Here is a 19375-nt window from a genome sequence, read left to right on the forward strand (position 1 = left end):
TCTCAGACGGACAAATTATTTATTTTCATCTGCATCATTTCGCTCAGCGCAGGTGAAGCTTTGCTATCTACGCCAGCTTGCCACGCTTGACGCGCGCCCGCTTTGTCACCTTTGCTCAGCAGTGCTTCACCGCGCAAATCAGCAACGATGGCAGCAAAACCGTCGCCTTTGATGGTATCGAGCGTTTTCAGCGCGTCATCGACTTTTTTCTGCTGAACCTGGATACGTGCCAGACGCAGGTTGATCACTGCTTTCAGGTTTTCATCGCTTGCAGCAGCAAGACCCTGTGACAGTTGTGCAGCGGCTTTATCCAGTTCGTTTTTATCAACGTACTGCTGAGCCACTTCCAGCGCGGCCAGCGCGCCGTAGGTGTTTTTGTTGTCAGCCGCAAATTTCTCCGCTGCCGTCAGCGTTTGCGGCTGGTCGGCACGAATGGCGCTAACGGTGTTTTCGTAGCTCAAAGACGAACCGCGAGCGGCATCAGCCTGATGGTTGTTCCAGTAGCGCCAGCCTACCAGCGCACCTACACCCAAAATAACCCCAACAACCAATGCTTTGCCGTTTTCAGCAAAGAAGCGTTTAATCGCGTCGACCTGGTCGTGTTCGTTCTCGTACATTTCCACGCAGTCTTTCTCCTTAGCCCAATAGAGTGCGCAAGTGCGCCGCAACGCCGTCCTGCGTTACCGTTGTTTGCTCACCAGAGCGCAGGTCTTTCCCTCCCCCTTCGCCGTTAGCCACTTCGGACTCGCCCAGCACCAGTGCAATACTTGCGCCCCACTTATCGGCACGAGCAAACTGTTTTTTGAAGTTGCCGCCGCCATGGTTGGTCATCAGCTTAACGCCCGGCAGCGCATCGCGCACGCGTTCGGCAAGCTGCATCGCCGCAGACTGCGTATCCGCACCTGAGGCCACCAGGTATATATCGACAACGGAATCTGCTTTAAATTCCGGATTAACTGCCTGAACCAGCAAAACAAGTCGCTCAAGACCCATTGCGAAGCCAACAGCAGGTGCCGCACGGCCACCCAGTTGCTCAACCAGGCCATCATAACGGCCGCCCGCACATACGGTGCCCTGCGAACCAAGGCTGGTCGTTACCCACTCAAACACGGTGCGGTTATAGTAGTCCAGACCGCGCACCAGGCGCTGGTTCACGGTATAGGCAATGCCAGCTGCTTCAAGCAGCTTGCACAGGCCCGCGAAGTGTTCGCGAGATTCTTCATCCAGGTAGTCACCCAGCGCAGGTGCATCGTTCAGCAGTGCCTGAACGTCTGCGTTTTTGGAATCCAGAACGCGCAGCGGGTTGCTGTACATGCGACGTTTGCAGTCTTCGTCCAGCTTCTCTTTATGTTGTTCCAGGAACGCCACCAGCGCATCGCGGTAGTTAGCGCGAGCTTCCAGAGAACCGATAGAGTTCAGCTCAAGGGAAACGTGATCGGCGATACCGAGGGCGCGCCACCAGCGGGCGGTCAGCATAATCAGTTCAGCGTCAATATCCGGGCCCTGCAGACCAAAGACTTCCACACCCAGCTGATTAAACTGGCGATAACGACCTTTCTGCGGACGTTCGTGGCGGAACATCGGGCCCATATACCACAGGCGCTGCTCCTGATTGTACAGAAGACCATGTTCGATGCCGGCGCGTACGCAGCCCGCCGTACCTTCCGGACGCAGGGTCAGACTGTCACCGTTGCGGTCCTCAAAGGTATACATCTCTTTTTCAACCACGTCGGTGACTTCGCCGATCGCGCGTTTGAATAACGGGGTCTGCTCTACAATCGGCAAACGGATTTCGCTGTAACCGTAGCTGCCGAGCACCTGTTTCAGTGTGCCTTCAATGCGCTGCCAGATGGCGGTTTCGCCAGGCAGATAATCGTTCATGCCGCGGATGGCTTGAATGTTTTTTGCCACGTTTATTCTCTTTCTATATACAAAAAAAACCCAAAGAATGGGTTCAATCATACATGGGAAGCGGCACGCTTCCCATCACGTTATTTTTCAACCTGCTGAACGTTGATGCGCTGCGTCTCGTCCATCATTGCGGCTTTGGCACGAATGCGTGCTTCGAGCTGGTCGATCATGTCACTATTATCCAGACGATCTTTACGAACGCCATCTTCATAGAGACCACTTTTCTTGTTACCGCCGGTCACGCCCAGTGTTGACACCAGCGCTTCACCCGGACCGTTCACCACGCAGCCGATGATGGAGACGTCCATCGGGGTAATGATGTCTTCCAGGCGCTGCTCCAGCGCATTCACCGTACCAATCACGTCGAACTCCTGACGTGAGCAGGTTGGGCAGGCAATGAAGTTTATCCCACGGGCGCGGATGCGCAGTGACTTCAGGATATCGAAACCGACTTTGATCTCTTCCACCGGATCGGCCGCCAGCGAGACGCGCAGCGTATCGCCGATCCCTTCAGAAAGCAGCAGGCCCAGACCGATCGCAGACTTGACAGAACCGCTGCGCAGGCCGCCCGCTTCGGTGATACCGAGGTGCAGAGGCTGGTCAATCTGCTTTGCCAGCAGGCGATAAGACTCTACCGCAAGGAACACGTCGGACGCTTTCACGCTAACTTTGAACTGATCGAAGTTGAGACGATCCAGATGATCGACGTGACGCATAGCGGATTCGAGCAGCGCCTGCGGCGTTGGCTCACCGTATTTTTCCTGCAGGTCTTTTTCCAGAGAACCGGCATTCACACCGATACGGATAGGAATATTTTTATCGCGGGCGCAGTCCACTACCATGCGGATGCGCTCTTCGTTACCGCTGTTACCTGGGTTAATACGCAGGCAGTCGACGCCATATTCAGCGACTTTCAGTGCAATGCGGTAGTCGAAGTGAATATCAGCCACCAGCGGAACGCTGACCTGCTGCTTGATGAGTTTGAACGCTTCGGCTGCATCCATCGTCGGGACGGAGACACGAACAATGTCCGCGCCTACGCGTTCTAATGCTTTGATCTGATTGACCGTTGCTTCCACATCCGTGGTGCGCGTATTGGTCATCGACTGGACGGCGATGGGTGCCCCGTCCCCGATTGGCACATTCCCAACGTAAATCCGTTTCGATTTTCTACGTTGAATCGGAGCCTGGTTATGCATGAAAAATCTCCCGCGTTGCCCGTCTGTTACTGTGCTGCTGATTGTTCGGCATTAACGGTAAGACGCGCAACCTGGTTAGTTCTGATAAAGCGGCTCAGGTCGACAGGTTTTCCTTGATACTGGATCTGTACCGCTGCCGGAGCGCCGATTTTAAGTTTGTAAGGTGCCTGACCCGTTAGGTTTAACGTGCCATCTTTACGCTGCAGGCCACTGAACAGCTTTTTGCCTGTGGCGTCAGTCACTTCCAGCCAGCAATCCGCGGTGAAATTCATCACCAGCGCGTTAGGATCGACTGCTGGTGTCGCAGTGGCTGCCGGGTCGGTAGGCAGTGGTGCCGCAGCAGCATTATCCGCTGGCGCCGTCGCCGCAGGGGCAGTATCCACATTGGCCTGTGAAGGAGAAACAACCGCGTTCTGATCCTGCGCCTGCGTTGCTGGTGCAGCGTCAGGCGTGGTGGCCGGAGCCTGAGCAGCATCGGTCGCAGCTGTTTGCGGTTCACTTGACGGTGCCGCGCTGTCCGTGTTCAACGGCACGCTCTGTGCGTTGTCATTGCCGGATTGATTAAGCTCGGCAGAAGACTGATCGGCCATCGTAGTGATCTCTTCCTGCTGCGCCTTGTGGTTTTGCCACCACCATGCGCCCGTCAGGCCAATCACCACAAACAGCACCAGCCAGGTAAAGCTCATCAGCCAGCCGTCACGTTTTTTACGGCGTTTCCCCAGAGAGAAGGTCTGCATCGGCGCAACTTTTGCTGCACGGACCGGTGCCTGCTTCTCCATCATTGGCAGTAATTCTTCTTCGGGGATATGCACCAGTTTTGCGTAAGAGCGGATATAACCGCGCAAAAATGTTGAAGCCAGATCGGCAGGCGCCTTATCTTCTTCAATATCGCGAACCGTGGAAACCTTCAGGCACAAGCGTTCTGCAACGGCTTGCTGGCTGAGTCCGAGTTGTTCACGGGCGTTGCGAAGACGAACGCCAGTGGAGAGTGCTTCATTTTGGTCGTGAGTGGCTTCAGTATTCATTCGCTACAACTACTGGTACGTGAAAAATAAGGGTTCAGGTGCCGGTGAGTCACAATGCCACCCGCACCGCGAAACTTCTGGTCAGTTAACCTTGAACAGACAGTATAAGACTGTCAGCCGGTAGATGACAGTGCAGCTCTGCCCGCCTGGCTAAACTGTTGTTACGTCGTTACATACTGCCCGAAAGTCATATGAAACGCACCGTAATTATTAATCAAACATCACGAATCTGACTGATTATTCAGTAAGATTATGCTTCACGGCGCAGATCATGCGCCGTGACTGCATAATAATCAAACAGCTTTGACCGCGATTGTCTCACCCTGCATGCGTTTACGCAGCGTACGTTTAGTACGGTCAATCACATCACCCGCCAGCTGTCCGCATGCGGCATCGATATCATCACCACGCGTTTTACGCACGATAGTGGTGAATCCATACTCCATCAGCACTTTCGAGAAACGATCGATACGGCTGTTCGAGCTACGGCCATAAGGCGCGCCCGGGAACGGGCTCCATGGGATCAGGTTGATCTTGCACGGCGTATCTTTCAGCAATTCTGCCAGCTCATGTGCATGCTCGGTACCGTCGTTGACGTGATCAAGCATCACGTACTCGATGGTGACACGGCCCTGGTTAGCATTGGATTTCTCCAGGTAGCGGCGCACGCCAGCCAGGAAGGTTTCGATATTGTACTTTTTGTTGATCGGCACAATTTCGTCACGGATCGCATCGTTTGGCGCGTGCAGGGAGATCGCCAGCGCAACGTCAATCATGTCGCCCAGCTTGTCCAGCGCAGGTACAACGCCTGAAGTAGACAGCGTGACGCGGCGTTTAGACAGACCAAAACCGAAGTCGTCGAGCATGATTTCCATTGCCGGAACCACGTTGGTCAGGTTCAGCAGCGGCTCTCCCATCCCCATCATCACCACGTTGGTGATTGGGCGGGTACCGGTCACTTTCGCTGCACCCACGATTTTTGCCGCACGCCACACCTGGCCGATAATTTCAGACACGCGCAGGTTACGGTTAAAGCCTTGCTGCGCGGTAGAGCAGAATTTGCACTCCAGCGCACATCCTACCTGAGAAGAGACGCACAGCGTGGCGCGGTCATCTTCCGGAATATAGACAGTCTCAACGCGCTGATCGCCGACGGCAATCGCCCATTTGATGGTGCCATCAGACGAGCGCTGCTCTTCCACCACTTCCGGTGCGCGGATTTCAGCCACTTCTTTGAGCTTGTTGCGCAGGACCTTGTTGATGTCTGTCATGTCATCAAAGTTGTCGCTGCAATAGTGGTACATCCATTTCATCACCTGGTCGGCACGAAACGGTTTCTCACCCATATCTTTGAAGAACTCGCGCATCTGCTGACGGTTCAGATCCAGCAGGTTGATTTTTCCATTTTTATTTGGAACCGCAGGAATGGCGACTTCGGAGGTATTCACTAATTCAGACATAATTTTATCCGGCCTCGTTGTTACACGTTATGGCCCATGGAGGGTTGAAAAGAAACGCCCCGGAAAGCAGTCTGCTCGTCCGGGGCGTTGCATTGTACAAAGTCTGACGCAGGGATGCCACGTTTGCACGCGGCATTTACGAAAATATTAACGAGTGCGAGCGCACACTTCGCCTTCTGCGAAGAAGAATGCGATTTCACGCGCGGCAGATTCAACGGAATCTGAACCGTGGGTGCCGTTCTCGGTGAAGCTGTCTGCGTAATCAGCGCGCAGGGTACCCGCCAGCGCGTTGTCCGGGTTGGTTGCACCCAGCAGATCGCGGTGACGCTGAACTGCGTTTTCGCCTTCCAGTACGGATACCACGATTGGGCCGGAGGTCATGAACTCTACCAGGCCGTCAAAGAATGGGCGACCTTCGTGCTCAGCGTAGAAACCGCGAGCCTGTTCAACGGTCAGGTGCAGCATTTTGGTGCCAACGATCTTAAACCCTGCTGATTCAAAGCGAGCGAAGATGCTGCCAATAACGTTTTTTGCCACCGCGTTTGGCTTGATGATGGAAAAAGTACGTTCAATAGCCATGATAACCTCTGTCAATGTTCTGTTGTTTTGCATACCTGAGTATGGTGTGGCGCGGATTATAATGAGCAATAGCGCCATTGCCTATGGATTCAGGTAACATTTTTTTAAAATAAGACGAGTTTTAGCAACAGCTCACATCTGCAAGCTGTTTTCAGATCACTGCAACGTAAAATTCACCGTCGCGACCTGCCCGCTCTCATCCATAACGAGTAACTGATAATCGCCCGATTTATCAAGCTGTAATGTGTAAACTCTTCCCTTCACACTCAGCGGTTCACCGTTCAAAAACCACCAGCGCTCACCGCTGTTGCCGGTCGCCTGAAGCGGCAGCGAAACGCGGGATTCGCCCGGCAGGCGTTTAATGACGGCCCCTTCGCGCACGCCAGTCAGGATGAGTGGCGCTGGTGCGTCCTGCGACAGCGGAGGACAGATTGTTGATGACGGAGGGACCCGTACCGCGCGACGCTCTGTTGCTGGCAGCCACGGCTCCAGCGGCAGCGGCCAGACATCCAGGACTTTTTCTGTTGCATCAGGGCAATCTGCCGCCACACGTTTACCCGTTTTATCCAGCCAGACCGGGAAGCGAATGCCGCGTATGCCTTCCTGCTCGGGCAGGAGCAGTGTGGGCGGTTCACTCCCTTCCAGCAGCCAGGTCGAAAGACGACGTCGGCAGTTTTCACTGCCTTCTGGCAGCGACTGACCGCCCGGCCAGCAGATCACCCCGCGCCCCACGCTTACCGGGCGAGGGTCACGCGGCAGACGGGCTTCGTCTACCGTTGAGCGAGACTGAAGCAGGTTATTCACCTGGCTTAATAGCGGAACCGCGCTGGCAAAACCAAACTGCCCCGCCACCGGCGTACCGTCCGGCCGTCCGGTCCAGATGCCAATCACGTAACGGGCATTCAGGCCGATAGCCCAGGCATCACGGTAGCCGTAGCTGGTGCCGGTTTTCCACGCCAGCGGCACGATTTGCGGTAACGCATTATCCGGCAGCGGCTGCGCCTCGTTCGCCAGAATACGGCGAATGATCCACGCCGAACCTTGTGACAATAGCGGACGTTCAGTCAGCGGATCGCCCGGCTGTAACCGCAGCCTTCCCGCTTTACCGTGTCGGGCAAAGGCGCTGTAGGCCGCGGCTATATCGGCGAGCCGCGCGCCTGCACCGCCGAGGATCAGGGAGAGATTCGGCTGCGCCCCCGCGGGCAGGAGCAGCGGCAACCCCGCGTTACTGAGCATCCCGGCAAAACGTTTTGGCCCGTAGGCTTCCAGCACCTGTACCGCGGGCAGGTTGAGAGAGCGCACCAGCGCTTCACTCATGCTGACCGGTCCGTGAAACCCACTGTCAAAATTCCCTGGCCGATAATCACCGGTTTTTCTGGGAACGTCCTGGAGCAGAGAGGCGGGATGGATCAGGCCATCGTCCAGCGCCATACCGTAGATAAAGGGCTTTAACACCGATCCCGGGGATCGGATCGCATTGACCATATCCACATGGCTGAAACGACTGTCATCGTTAATATCCACCGATCCGACCCAGCCCCGCACCTTCATATCCGTATGATCCACGACGATCATCGCCAGCGAACTGCGCGCAGGAAGTCGGGACTTCCAGTTCATCGCCAGCTCTTCCAGCTGCCGCTGTAGTCCGGCATCCATCGTGGTGACAATTTTAGTGTCGCGGCTTTTGCCAAGCATCATGCGTGCAAAGAGTGGTGCCAGCTGCGGCATCTGTCGGGGTGCCAGCCATACCGATTCTTCCCGCGATTCCTTGACCTGCTTCGCAGACCAGACGCCCTGCGTGACCATACGGTCGAGCACTTTATTTCGCGCCGCTTCAGCCCGTTCAGGCCAGCGGTCCGGACGTAATCGACTCGGTGCCTGCGGCAGCACCGCCAGCAGCGCCGCGTCGGAATAGCTGAGCTGCGATGGTGGTTTTCCCAGATAGGTCCAGCTTGCAGCACCTACGCCCTGCAGCGTACCGCCAAAGGGGGCGCGGTTGAGATAGAGCGTGAGAATGTCGCGCTTGGAAAGATGCCACTCCAGCTGCATCGCCCGCCAGAGCTGACGAATTTTACCGCCAAAGGTGCGCGGATGCGGATCCAGCAGGCGTGCTACCTGCATGGTGAGCGTACTGCCGCCAGAGACGACTTTGCCAGAACTGAGATCCTGCCAGGCGGCACGCAGGACAGAGAGCGGGTTTACGCCAGGATGATCCCAGAACCAGCGATCTTCATACTGGATCAGCGCCTCAAGATAACGGGGAGAGACCTCTTCAATCGTAACCGGGTAGCGCCAGATCCCGTCGCTGTCCGCAAAGCGCCCCAGCGGCGTGCCCTTCTCATCCACCACCACCCGGGCGGGGTTAACCTCTTTCAGAGGCAACGGCCACAGGCGGTCGGCGGCGATAATCAGCCCCCATAAAACGAGAAGCGCTCCCGCCAGCCAAAGCCAGCGGGAGCGTGTCAGACGAGCTATCTGCATATTACGGAACAACAATCAGCGGGCCGCTGGCCGCACCCGTTGCCCGCCACTGCGGAACGTACATAGACTCCACCATCGGCACCGGCACCTGGTAGGTACCCGGCGTCACGGCACGCGCCAGATAGACCAGCGTGACCGGCTGACCTTCATTTACCGGCACGGCAGCCACAAAGCGGTCATCGCGGAATTCCATATGCTGAATATCCGCCTGCTGCATCTGGCTGAGCAGGTTCTGGACCTCACTGCCGCTGTCCTGCAGGCTGGCACTGCTGTTCGCCAGGTTTTGGTTTTCCAGCTCCAGACCTGCCGGGAGCAGATCGACCACCAGCGCATCCGGCACGTTCTGGCTGGCCTTCACTTCCAGCCACACCAGCACCAGCTCACCGCTCTTCAGTGAAGAGAGTGACTTGCTGCTGCCGTCGGTTGCCAGGATATGGCGTTCAACCTGCAGCACGTTAGACGTTGGCTGGGGCGCATATTCCGGGTAACCGGTGCTGTCGAGGCGCACCCACAGCGGCTCTGTACCGGTGTTCGTCACCTGCAGCGCGCCAAGCTGGTCGCCGTTCACGTTTTGCACCTGCGATTTATCGCCGCTCAGCGCTTGTTCTGAAAGACTGGTCGTTGCCTGCCACGCACCAGACAAGGTTTGCAGCGAACGTCCTGCCAGGAACAGCGCATTGCTCTCCTGCGTTGACAGCCAGCGCTGGCTGAACGCTTCTTCAGATAAGGTATTGAGCAGAGTGTTTTGTGCTTCCGGCAGCAATTTGTACTCTTCCAGCAGGGAGAGCATCAGCGCGTTATCACGCAGCTGGCTGCCGTAATCGGCCATCCAGTTTTTGCTGTCGTTGCGCGGTGTTTTGAGCGCCAGACCCAGAGCTTGCTGGCTGCGTGGGGCGTCGCCCATCAGTTTGAGCGCCATGCCCAGTTGCATCAACGGCAGCCCGGAAGCCGCCTGACCGTGGCGATCCCAGATTTCGCGCAGCGCGCCGAGCGGTGCTTTTTGCTGACGCGCCAGTACCAGCGAAGCATAGGCCTGCACGGCGAACTTGCTGGCCTGAGTATCGTCGCTATAGCGAATGGACATCATGCCCGGATCCTGCAGATAACGCAGCAGGCGGATATTGGCGTTATTCACTGCATCGGCAGGTACGCTGTAACCCTGCTCGCCCGCACGCACCAGGAAGTCGGTCACGTAGGCCGTCAGCCAGTACTCTTCCGGACCATTTTTATCCCACAGGGCGAAACCACCGTCGTCACGCTGCATTTGCAGCAGACGGGAGATACCAATATCGATCGCTGCACGGCGTTTATCGTCCGTATCCCCCTTAATGCCAAGCGCCGACAGCTGTGCCGCGTTGGTGTAGAGCGACGGGAACAGGCCACTGGCGGTCTGTTCCAGGCATCCGTACGGGTAGGCCTGAAGTTCGCGAATGTAGCGCGCCAGGTTCAATGGCGGTTTGCCGCTCAGCAGCAGTTGCCCCTGCAGCGTTGCAGGCGAGAAACCGTTGCTATGTTGCGCCGGTGCAATCCAGGACTCACCTGGGTTCAACATCGCGCCAGTGTTTACCGTCTGGGCCGGGAATGCAGGACGCACGCCGATTTTCCAGCTCTTCTGCTGCGGTGCGAAAGTTTCCCCCGGAAGCTGCAGACCGGTCACCTGAGCCGTCACTTCACCGTCACCATAGCCCTCCAGCGCACGCACCGGAATAAACATCGTACTGCGCGCCCCCGGAGGCAGTTGAACCGGCTGCGGCTGCGAGCCTTCCAGCGACACTTTACCCGTTGTGGTTAAGGCCACGTTCAGCGTTTGCGGTTGGTCGGTCAGGTTAGTCAGATCCAGCGTCAGCCGTGAGGTATCACCGCTTGCCAGGAAGCGTGGCGTGTTCAGCTCGGTAATCACCGGCGCGGCGACAACCACCTTACTTTCACTGCTGCCGAAATCGTCTTCCGTCCAGGCTTGCGCCATCAGGCGCAGCTCACCGTTGAAGTCCCCAATCGGCAGCGTAACAGCGCCTTCCCCGTTGGCATCCAGCGTGACCGGCTGTGCCTGCTGGGCAATAATGGTGACGTGGTTCACCGGCGGTTTGCCGCCGCGCTTGAGTTCATCTCCATCGCCACCGAAGCGCAGCGCGGCCATACGTCCCTGCCCTTCAATGACCTGGCCGTAGATATCGTAGATATCCGCGCCGTAGCGCTTCTGGCCGAAGAAAGCCTGCCACGGATCGGGCGTAACGTAATCGGTGATGTTCAACACGCCGCTATCCACCGCCGAGACCAGGACGTTCACTTTCTGCGGCACAGCCCCCTCTTTCATGCTGGCTTTCACTTTCACAGAGAGCGTCTGGTTCGGACGCATTTTCTGCGGAGTATCCAGCGCAATATTCAGACGGCGATTTTCGTCACCCATCGGCAGATGCAGCAGACCAACCGCGCGTTTCGGCGTGGCGGATTTGGATTTATCGCCAGGACGAACCACCAGCGTGCTGAGGTAGAGATCGTGACGTTTCCAGGCTTTATCTACCGGAATGGAGAGATCCAGCCCGTTTGCCGTTACGTCGATCTCTTTCCACCACAGCGGTCCTTCGCTGGACTCGATCATCGCATAGCCTTTGCCCGCAGCCGGTGCTGCCATGTGCAGGTTGATGGTATCGCCTGGCTGGTAGGCTGGCTTATCCAATTTTAGCGTCACGCGATCAGGGCGTGCCGCACCGGTGCCGTCGCTGTTATCCTGCCAGCTATACCCTGCCCAGAAACGCACGCTGCTGACCATTTCATCAGGCGCTTTAACTTCCAGACGGTATGAGCCCCACTCCACCGGGAAGGTGACTTTACCCGTCTCATCGGCCTTGAGCGTCAGCTCCTGCTCACTTTCGACCAGGTCTTTCTGATCAAACTGGGATTGCCAGCCATCACTCTCCGACCAGTTCCAGTAATAGTCCCGGCGTTCGCGGATCAGGCGAACCTGTAACCCGGAAACCGCTTTTTTCGTACCGCTGGCGTCGGCATAAACGATGTCGAAGCTGGCGTTGCCGTTTTCATCCACAATCGGCTGGTTGACGGTGGTGTCGGTGCGGTAGTCGTAAACGGCCTTGCTGGCGAACTGCGGACGAATCCCCGGAAGTTCAGCCGCAGGCCAGATAGCCTGTTCAACACGACGCGTTACCGGACGGCCGCCGGACTCCAGCAGGCTGGCCTGCAGGATCAGCTGCAGCGGAGAGTGTACCTCTTTCCACTGGCTTTCGGTGCTGACCTGTCCACGCCCCTGATCGTCGAGCGTAAGCTGTACTTCATCCAGGCTGCGGCTCAGGTTTTCCTCGGCGATATCGCCAAACTGGAAGCCCGGCAGCGTAGCCACCGCCTCACGTAGCGGACGCAGGTACAGCTGGCCCTGCAGCGAATTGCCATTAGCTGGCGCGCCGTACAGGTAGTACCCCACCACGTTAAAGTCGACATTATCCTGCTGTGATACCGGGGCTTTTTGCCCGGTCAGGTTGAGCGCCATACGCTCCGGCATGAAGTCTTCAACGTTGAAGTCCCACAGCCGCTGCAGGTTGTCGCCGGTGTTAGCGCGAATATGCCACATACCGGTCTGCGCCCCGCTGTCCAGCGGATAGTTAAAACGATAGAGTCCGTTTTCTGGCTTGACGACAATCGTACGCGCAACCTGTCCATCCGGACGCAGCACGTCAAGCTTCACAGGCTGATCGGGAAGCGGTTTTCCGTCGCTGTCGCGCAGCAGGCCGTTAAGGATCACCGTTTCGCCCGGGCGGTAAAGATCGCGTGGGCCAAACATAAAGAATTGCTTGCTGTAGCCAGGGCTTCCTGCGATGTCGAACTCCGCCAGGTCGAGCGCAGGCAGCTTGAGGTCAAGCAGCGTGGTCTGGCCGTCTTTGCTGGCCAGGATCAGCGCGGCTTCTTTGTCGGTTTCAAGCTTCGCATGACCGTCGGCATCGCTGTTCGCCTCGGCAAGCGTCTGGCCTTTGTCATTCAGCAGCGTAACTGTCACGCCGGACTGCGCCGCACCGTTTTCCAGGCTCTGAGTGAAGATGTCCAGGCGGTTGTGATAGCGGTGAGCGGACAAGCCGATATCGCTCAGGGTAAAGAGCGTTGCGGCGTTGCTGTAGTTGTAGTGCCCTGCCTGGTTCATGACCGCGATATAAACGCCAGACTGCTGGAGTGGTTTAATATCCTTCAGGGGCAACAGCAATTTTTCGCGCGTATTGCGCGCCGGATTAAGGTCGAATCGACCGGTGTAAACCAGTTCCGCCATCTTCAGCAGGTTATCGGATTCCCAGTTGGTTAGAGAATTGCGGTATTCCCACTGGCTGACAAAGGAAGCTAACGACTCCGGCTTCACGCGGTAGAAGTTCACGTCCACGTTGTTAACGTTGAGCGCCATCACCGGCAGGCCTTCCACCACTTTACCCGGCAGCAGTGAGCCGCGGCTGGCAAAACCGACCGTCGGTTCGACATCCCGGGTGGTTAAGGCTTTTTCATAATCGATGCCAAAGGTCGCTTTATTCAGCGCCTGCAGGTCGCGTTCAACGGTGACGACCAGGCTGCGGTTAGGTTCCAGATGGCGCAGTCGAAGCTCTTTCAGGTTAGGCGCAAGTTCCCACGCCCCGTCAACCTTGCCGCTTTTCTTATCCACGACATGCACTGTTTTCGCAAAATCCTGATCGGGATTCAGCGGAACAGAAAAGGTCAGCACCAGCGTGGCGGCACCGTCGAGCTGAACCTCAGAGGTATCCAGCAACGTCAGCGCTTTTCCCTGACTCTGGGCGGCGAGTTTAGCCAGCGTTTCAGCATTGGGCTTTTCCGCGCCTTTCGGTGTTGATGCGGTGGATGCCGCGGGAGCCGCAGCCTGAGATTTATCGTCGCTGTTATCACAGCCGACAAGCGTAAACGTGGTAAGCAGCGCAAGAGAGAGCGCGGCTAAGCGAAACGGTTTCATCCTTTGTCCCTGGCCCATGGAGCCTGTTGGTCGTCGTCCGGATAAGTATTATCCGCAAGTTTCATTAATTCAAAAAGTCCAATTTTAGGATCTTGAAAGCGCCTCGCAGAATGACATCACGCCGCTACGCCGTGATGGAACCGCGATCACAGCACATAACGTCACATGTTACCTTTCACGTCATTTGTTTTTAAAACAAGAAGATAGCTGGATAAGCGTGCCTGAAGACTGCTAGTTTTATGACCATGACGCACCCCGAGTGCGCGGTTCAATAAGAGAGAAAGCCATGAAACGAGCCGTGAACGCCCTACAAAATTTCGGAAAATCATTGTACGGACCGGTACTTATCTTACCGATTGTCGGTCTTTTTATCGCCTTTGGTAACGTGCTGGGTAACGGCAATCTTGCCGAGTACCTGCCGTTTCTTGGCCATCCTCTGATTCAGAATATCGGCCAGCTCATCGCGAAATCTGCCGTATCGGTACTGGTTAACCTGGCGCTGGTGTTTGCCGTCGGTATCCCGATAGGTCTGGCGACGCGCGATAAAGGCTATGCCGCGCTGATTGGGCTGGTGACCTTTGTGGTATTCATCAACGCCATGAACGTCACGCTGCAACTACAGGGCGCGCTTGCGCCTGCCGAGCAGATGCAAGCGGCTGGACAGACCATGGTGCTGGGCGTGCAGGTGCTGGAGATGGGCGTGTTCGCCGGGATCCTGACCGGCGCGCTCTCCGGGTATCTCTACAACAAATACTCCGGCGTGCAGTTTAACGGCGCGATGGCGATTTACTCCGGCCACTGTTTTGTCGCTATCGTCATGCTCCCCGTCTCCATGCTGCTCGGCGTGGTCATGAGTGAATTGTGGCCGTTTGCCCAGCACGGCATTAGCGCCCTGGCACTGGCCATCAAAGGCTCCGGGCCGTTTGGCGTGGCAATCTACGGTTTCCTTGAACGCATTCTAGTCCCCACCGGCCTGCATCATCTGGTTTATACGCCGTTCCTCTATACCGAGCTGGGCGGCACGCAGGAGGTATGCGGCGCAACCTATCAGGGCGCGCGCAATATCTACTTCGCCGAGATGGCCTGCCCGGACGTGAAACAGCTCAGCAGCACCGTGGTGTGGGATGCGCGCGGCATCAGCAAAATGTTCGGCCTGCCTGCCGCCGCGCTGGCGATGTACATGACCGCGAAGCCGGAGCGTAAAGCCATTGCGAAAGCCATTTTGATCCCGGCGGCGCTGACTTCGCTGCTGGTCGGCGTGACCGAGCCGATTGAGTTCTCCTTCCTGTTTGTCGCCCCGCTGCTCTTCGTGGTGCACGCGGTGCTGACCGGCATCGGCATGATGCTGTTCTCGTTGCTGGGCGTTCACGCCATCGGCGCCAACGGGATTATCGACTTCATCCTTTACAACCTGCCGCTCGGCACGGAGAAGTCCAACTGGCCGATGTACCTCCTGGTCGGGCTGATCATGTTCGCCCTCTACTTTGTGGTGTTCCGCTTCCTGATCCTGCGCTTCAACATGAAGACGCCCGGCCGTGAGGATGACGATAAGGAGACTCGCCTGTACAGCAAGCAGGAGTACCAGGCCAAAGGCAATAACGACGGGCTGGGCGAGTCCATCGTGGTGGGGCTGGGCGGCCGGGAAAACATTGAAGTGGTGGATAACTGCTACACCCGCTTGCGCGTCACGGTGAAGGATGTCGCCATCATCGACGAGCCGCGCCTGAAGGCGACTGGCGCGAAAGGGATTATCAAACAAGGTAACAACGTTCAGGTGGTCTACGGGCTGCACGTCAAAAAAATGCGAGAAGCCGTTGAGACGTTTCTCTGAGAGGAGCTAAAGATGTTTACACCCCCATTTATCCTGTCGATTGCCGGCGGCGGTAGCACCTACACGCCGGGTATTGTGAAAAGCCTGATGGTGCGCCTGCAGGATTTCCCGCTGGCCGAAATTCGCCTTTACGATATCGACGAGGCGCGTCAGAACACCATTGCGCCCGTCGTAGAGAAGGTCATTCGCGACCACAGCCAGAGCATCAAATTTACCGTCACAAGTGACCCGGAAGTGGCCTTCAGCGGCGCACATTTTGTCTTCGCCCAGATGCGCGTCGGCCAGTACAAGATGCGCGAGCAGGATGAAAAGATCCCGCTGCGTCACGGCGTGGTCGGGCAGGAGACCTGCGGACCCGGCGGGCTGGCGTACGGGCTGCGCACGATCCTGCCGATGGTCGAGCTTATCGATCTGGTCGATCGCTACGCGCACGAGAAAGCCTGGATCGTGAACTACTCCAACCCGGCGGCGATCGTCGCGGAGGGCGTGCGTCGCCTGCGGCCAAATGCGCGGGTGCTGAACATCTGCGATATGCCGGTGGCTGCCATGCGTAATATGGGGGCGATTCTGGGCGTCGATCGCCGCAAGCTCGAAGTCGACTACTTCGGTCTGAACCACTTCGGCTGGTTTACCCGCGTGCTGGTGGACGGCGAGGACATGCTGCCGGAGCTGCGCAAACATATCGCGAAGTTTGGCCTGCTGACGGAAGATGCGGCCAAAACCGATCCGCAGCATTCCGATCCGTCCTGGGTGAAGACCTGGCGCAACATTAAGCCGATCATGGACAACTTTCCGGAGTATCTGCCGAACCCGTATCTGCAGTACTACCTGATGCCGAACCAGATTGTAGAGCATCAGAACCCGGACTATACCCGCGCCAATGAAGTGATGGACGGGCGCGAGAAAAAGCTGTTCGCCGCCGCCGAAGAGTACAAGCGCACCGGGGTTCTGCCGGATGCCTTCCACGTAGGCGTCCACGGTGAATTCATCGTTGACGTCGCCTGCTCGCTGGCCTTTAACCTGCGGAGCCGCCATCTGGTGATGGTGGAAAACCGCGGTGCGATTACCAACCTGCCTTACGATGCCGTGGTGGAAGTGCCCGCTTATATCACCTCCGAAGGCCCGGAACCGATTCGCGTCGGTCAGGTGCCGCTGTTCCATCAGACCCTTTTGCAACAGCAGCTCACCTCGGAACAGCTGCTGGTGGAGGCGACCATCGAGGGCAGCTATGAGAAAGCGCTGCAGGCGTTCACCCTCAACCGCACCGTGCCGACCATGGAGCACGCGAAAGCGATTCTGGATGAGATGATTGAAGCCAACCGCGACTACTGGCCTGCACTGCAAAAAGCCTGGCAGGACGGCGAAAAGGTGAAAAAATAGGGGCTTGCTCGCGAGTTGAACGTGGTTTGCTTGTCGGTGTCAGAAAAAACACCGACAATCCTTTTTTACGGAAAAGAATGGAGGCAACTCATGTCCACCTCATATTTCGTCGCCGCCGACTGGCTGATTGAGCACGGCGACGATCCGGAAGTTCAAATTATTGACGCGCGTATGGCTCCGCCAGGGCAAGAGCATCGCGACGTGCCCGGTGAATACCGTGCCGGACATCTACCTGGCGCGGTATTTTTTGATATCGACGCCCTCTCCGATCACACCTCTCCCCTGCCTCACATGCTGCCGCGCCCGGAAGCATTTTCCGTGGCGATGCGCGAGCTGGGCGTCAGCAAAGACAAACACCTCGTTGTTTACGATGAGGGTAACCTCTTCTCCGCCCCGCGGGCGTGGTGGATGCTGAAAAACTTCGGCGTGGAAAAAGTGTCGATTCTGGCGGGCGGGCTTGCGGGCTGGAAGCGCGACGAGCTGCCGCTTCAGCAGGGCGACGTGACGCTGCCGGAAGGCGAATTTGATGCCACGTTCGACGCGCACGTGGTGAAACGCCTGACCGACGTGCTGGTCGTGAGCCATGAAAAAACGGCGCAAATCGTCGATGCCCGTCCTGCTCCACGCTTTAATGCCGAAGCGGATGAACCGCGTCCGGGGCTGAAGCGCGGACATATTCCGGGCGCGCTGAACGTGCCGTGGGGCGATCTGGTATTTGAGGGCGAGCTGAAAACCACCGACGAGCTGCGCGCCATTTTTGACCGTGCAGGCGTGGATTTACATCGTCCGATTATTGCCAGCTGTGGCTCCGGCGTAACGGCCTGCGTAGTGATCCTGGCACTAGCCACGCTCGGCGCGAACGACGTCACGCTTTACGACGGCGCCTGGAGCGAATGGGGTGCGCGAGACGATCTGCCTGTCGAACCCGCGAAATAATGGATAACCGCCTGGCCACGCTGTTAACGCGCGGGGCATCGCTAACCCGCGCGGAGTATCGCGTCCTCGCCCACCTCACGGAGCATCCGCTGCTGGTGGGCAACATCACGGTGCGCGAGCTGGCGCAGGCGACGTTTGTTTCGACCGCCACCATCATGCGGCTGTGCCAAAAGCTGGGGTTCAGCGGCTTTAGCGAGTTTATCTGGCACTGCAAGCAGTTGCTTTCCGACACGCCGCATATTGCCGCTCAGGCGCCCTCCCTTCCAGAACTCCCGGCGCTGTTTAATCAGTTTATCGCCAACTATCAGCACACCTTCCGGTGGGTCACGCAGGAGAAGCGCCAGCAGTTTGCCGACCTGCTGCGCCAGAAAGAGAGCTTCTTTCTCTACGGCGCCGGTTTTTCTTATCTGTTTGCGGAGTACCTGACCAAGAAGCTGCAGGTGCTGGGCAAAACGGCGTTTATCTCCGGGCCGGGAGACAGCCGAAATATTTTTCTCAGCAATGCCGCACGCTATCAGGTTTTTATTGCCGTCTCGCGCAGCGGCGAAACGGAGCAGGTGCTGGATAAAGCGCGGATTGCCAAAAACGTCGGCATGACAATCGTTGCCTTTACCCGCGCCTCGGCCAATACGCTGGCGGGGATGGCGGACGTGCACTTTGCCCTGTATGACGAAGCGGTACACTACGCCGCCGAAGCCGCGGGTGTGACGTCGTTTGAGTCAAATCTGGTGCTGCTGATGGATTTACTGCTGCTGGAAGCAACGGGGTGATATTCACCCCGCCGTAATCAGATGATGCGGTTAGTTTTAAGATCGCGCAGGAAGCCGCCCCAGCGGCGCTCGTAAAACGGGGTGATGTGCTCGGTAATAAAGTGGCTGATGCCCTTCTCACCGTTCTTCACATGGCAGATATCGATCGGCTCATCGCCCGGCAGCGTGTCGGTCGCCACGCTTCCCGCCGCCTGAATGATATCCTCGATATCGCCGTCCGCCTCAATACCAATCAGCAGTACCGGATGCTCGTCCGCGCGCTCTTTAATAGAGCAGAGGAACGCGCGCCTGACGGGCTTGAGCGTTTTGAACAGCGTGGTCAGAGAGTCAATCATCTGCGCGGGCGGTTCAGCCACTTCAGACAGCAGCAGCGTTTCGCCCCCTTCCAGCACTTCCTGAGTGCTGAGCGGGTTACCCTCTTCGCCCATCAGGTGGCTGATTTCACGCGGCGTGAACTCTTTCCCGGTCGGCAATTTAGCGTTGAGGAACAGCGTCTGGCCCAGCGTCATTTCAAACAGGGTACGTACCGGCATCACCACGAACGCCTGTTCTTCTTCAACGGCTTTCTGCAGCGCTTCCAGCGAGGTGAAGAACGGGATCACCGAGGTGCCGTCGTCTTTTTCCCAGTGCAGCAGATCCAGCGCGCTGTCTTCTACGACCTGCTCACCTTCCGCCGCGGTGCCCGGCACCCAGACGGTGGATTCCAGCAGCGTGCGGAAAAATGCCGGACGGTGGGCGGGCTCGGTCGCCGCCTGCTCCAGCAGGGTTTCTAATTCGTTTTTGGTTTCTGACATAACAATTCCAGATGATGCATATCCCCCTAACCCCAGCCCTCTCCCTCAAGGGAGA

The 19375-nt window shown here is 57.4% G+C and carries 13 protein-coding genes; 4 read left to right on the forward strand and 9 right to left on the reverse strand.

What is annotated here, in order from left to right; translation table 11 throughout:
• Positions 1-2 precede the first annotated feature (2 nt).
• From ENTMO_RS0117860 to ENTMO_RS0117895, 8 genes are all read right to left on the reverse strand, one after another.
• Positions 3-623, reverse strand: coding sequence for a YfgM family protein (locus ENTMO_RS0117860; RefSeq protein ID WP_010433945.1), 621 nt, complete (start codon positions 621-623; stop codon positions 3-5).
• 13 nt (positions 624-636) lie between these two features.
• On the reverse strand, positions 637-1911 hold the full coding sequence (gene hisS, locus ENTMO_RS0117865) for a histidine--tRNA ligase (protein ID WP_010433947.1): 1275 nt from the start codon (positions 1909-1911) through the stop codon (positions 637-639).
• 80 nt (positions 1912-1991) lie between these two features.
• Positions 1992-3110 carry a flavodoxin-dependent (E)-4-hydroxy-3-methylbut-2-enyl-diphosphate synthase gene (gene ispG, locus ENTMO_RS0117870; RefSeq protein ID WP_010433949.1) on the reverse strand — a complete coding sequence of 373 codons (1119 nt, stop codon included), beginning with the start codon at positions 3108-3110 and terminating at the stop codon, positions 1992-1994.
• 26 nt (positions 3111-3136) lie between these two features.
• Positions 3137-4135, reverse strand: a complete 999-nt coding sequence (gene rodZ, locus ENTMO_RS0117875; protein ID WP_010433952.1) for a cytoskeleton protein RodZ — start codon at positions 4133-4135, stop codon at positions 3137-3139.
• A gap of 293 nt (positions 4136-4428) precedes the next feature.
• A complete protein-coding gene (locus tag ENTMO_RS0117880) occupies positions 4429-5595 on the reverse strand; it encodes a bifunctional tRNA (adenosine(37)-C2)-methyltransferase TrmG/ribosomal RNA large subunit methyltransferase RlmN (protein ID WP_010433955.1) in 1167 nt (388 codons plus the stop codon).
• 147 nt (positions 5596-5742) lie between these two features.
• On the reverse strand, positions 5743-6174 hold the full coding sequence (ndk, locus tag ENTMO_RS0117885; RefSeq protein ID WP_010433958.1) for a nucleoside-diphosphate kinase: 432 nt from the start codon (positions 6172-6174) through the stop codon (positions 5743-5745).
• A gap of 156 nt (positions 6175-6330) precedes the next feature.
• Positions 6331-8655, reverse strand: a complete 2325-nt coding sequence (gene pbpC, locus ENTMO_RS0117890; protein WP_010433960.1) for a peptidoglycan glycosyltransferase PbpC — start codon at positions 8653-8655, stop codon at positions 6331-6333.
• Between the two features lies 1 nt (position 8656).
• Positions 8657-13609 (reverse strand): alpha-2-macroglobulin family protein, encoded by a 4953-nt coding sequence (locus tag ENTMO_RS0117895; protein ID WP_010433962.1) that lies wholly within the window; start codon positions 13607-13609, stop codon positions 8657-8659.
• A gap of 286 nt (positions 13610-13895) precedes the next feature.
• Between ENTMO_RS0117895 and ENTMO_RS0117900 the strand changes: the two genes are divergently transcribed.
• The 4 genes from ENTMO_RS0117900 (at position 13896) to ENTMO_RS0117915 (ending at position 18526) form a co-directional block, all read left to right on the forward strand.
• Entirely contained in the window at positions 13896-15440 is a 1545-nt protein-coding gene (locus tag ENTMO_RS0117900; protein ID WP_010433964.1) for a PTS transporter subunit EIIC, read from the forward strand.
• 12 nt (positions 15441-15452) lie between these two features.
• Complete coding sequence (locus tag ENTMO_RS0117905) at positions 15453-16820, forward strand: 6-phospho-alpha-glucosidase (RefSeq protein WP_010433966.1); 1368 nt, start codon at positions 15453-15455, stop codon at positions 16818-16820.
• A 90-nt stretch (positions 16821-16910) separates the two neighbouring features.
• Positions 16911-17756, forward strand: a complete 846-nt coding sequence (sseA, locus tag ENTMO_RS0117910) for a 3-mercaptopyruvate sulfurtransferase (RefSeq protein ID WP_010433968.1) — start codon at positions 16911-16913, stop codon at positions 17754-17756.
• A complete protein-coding gene (locus ENTMO_RS0117915) occupies positions 17756-18526 on the forward strand; it encodes a MurR/RpiR family transcriptional regulator (protein ID WP_010433975.1) in 771 nt (256 codons plus the stop codon). The genes sseA and ENTMO_RS0117915 overlap by 1 nt, the downstream gene beginning before the upstream one ends.
• 17 nt (positions 18527-18543) lie before the next feature.
• On the opposite strand, the gene sseB is transcribed toward ENTMO_RS0117915, so the two are convergent.
• Entirely contained in the window at positions 18544-19320 is a 777-nt protein-coding gene (gene sseB / locus ENTMO_RS0117920) for an enhanced serine sensitivity protein SseB (protein WP_010433977.1), read from the reverse strand.
• Between the last annotated feature and the right edge of the window lie 55 nt (positions 19321-19375).

Source organism: Enterobacter mori LMG 25706 (genome assembly GCF_000211415.1).
Taxonomy (GTDB): Bacteria; Pseudomonadota; Gammaproteobacteria; order Enterobacterales; family Enterobacteriaceae; genus Enterobacter; species Enterobacter mori.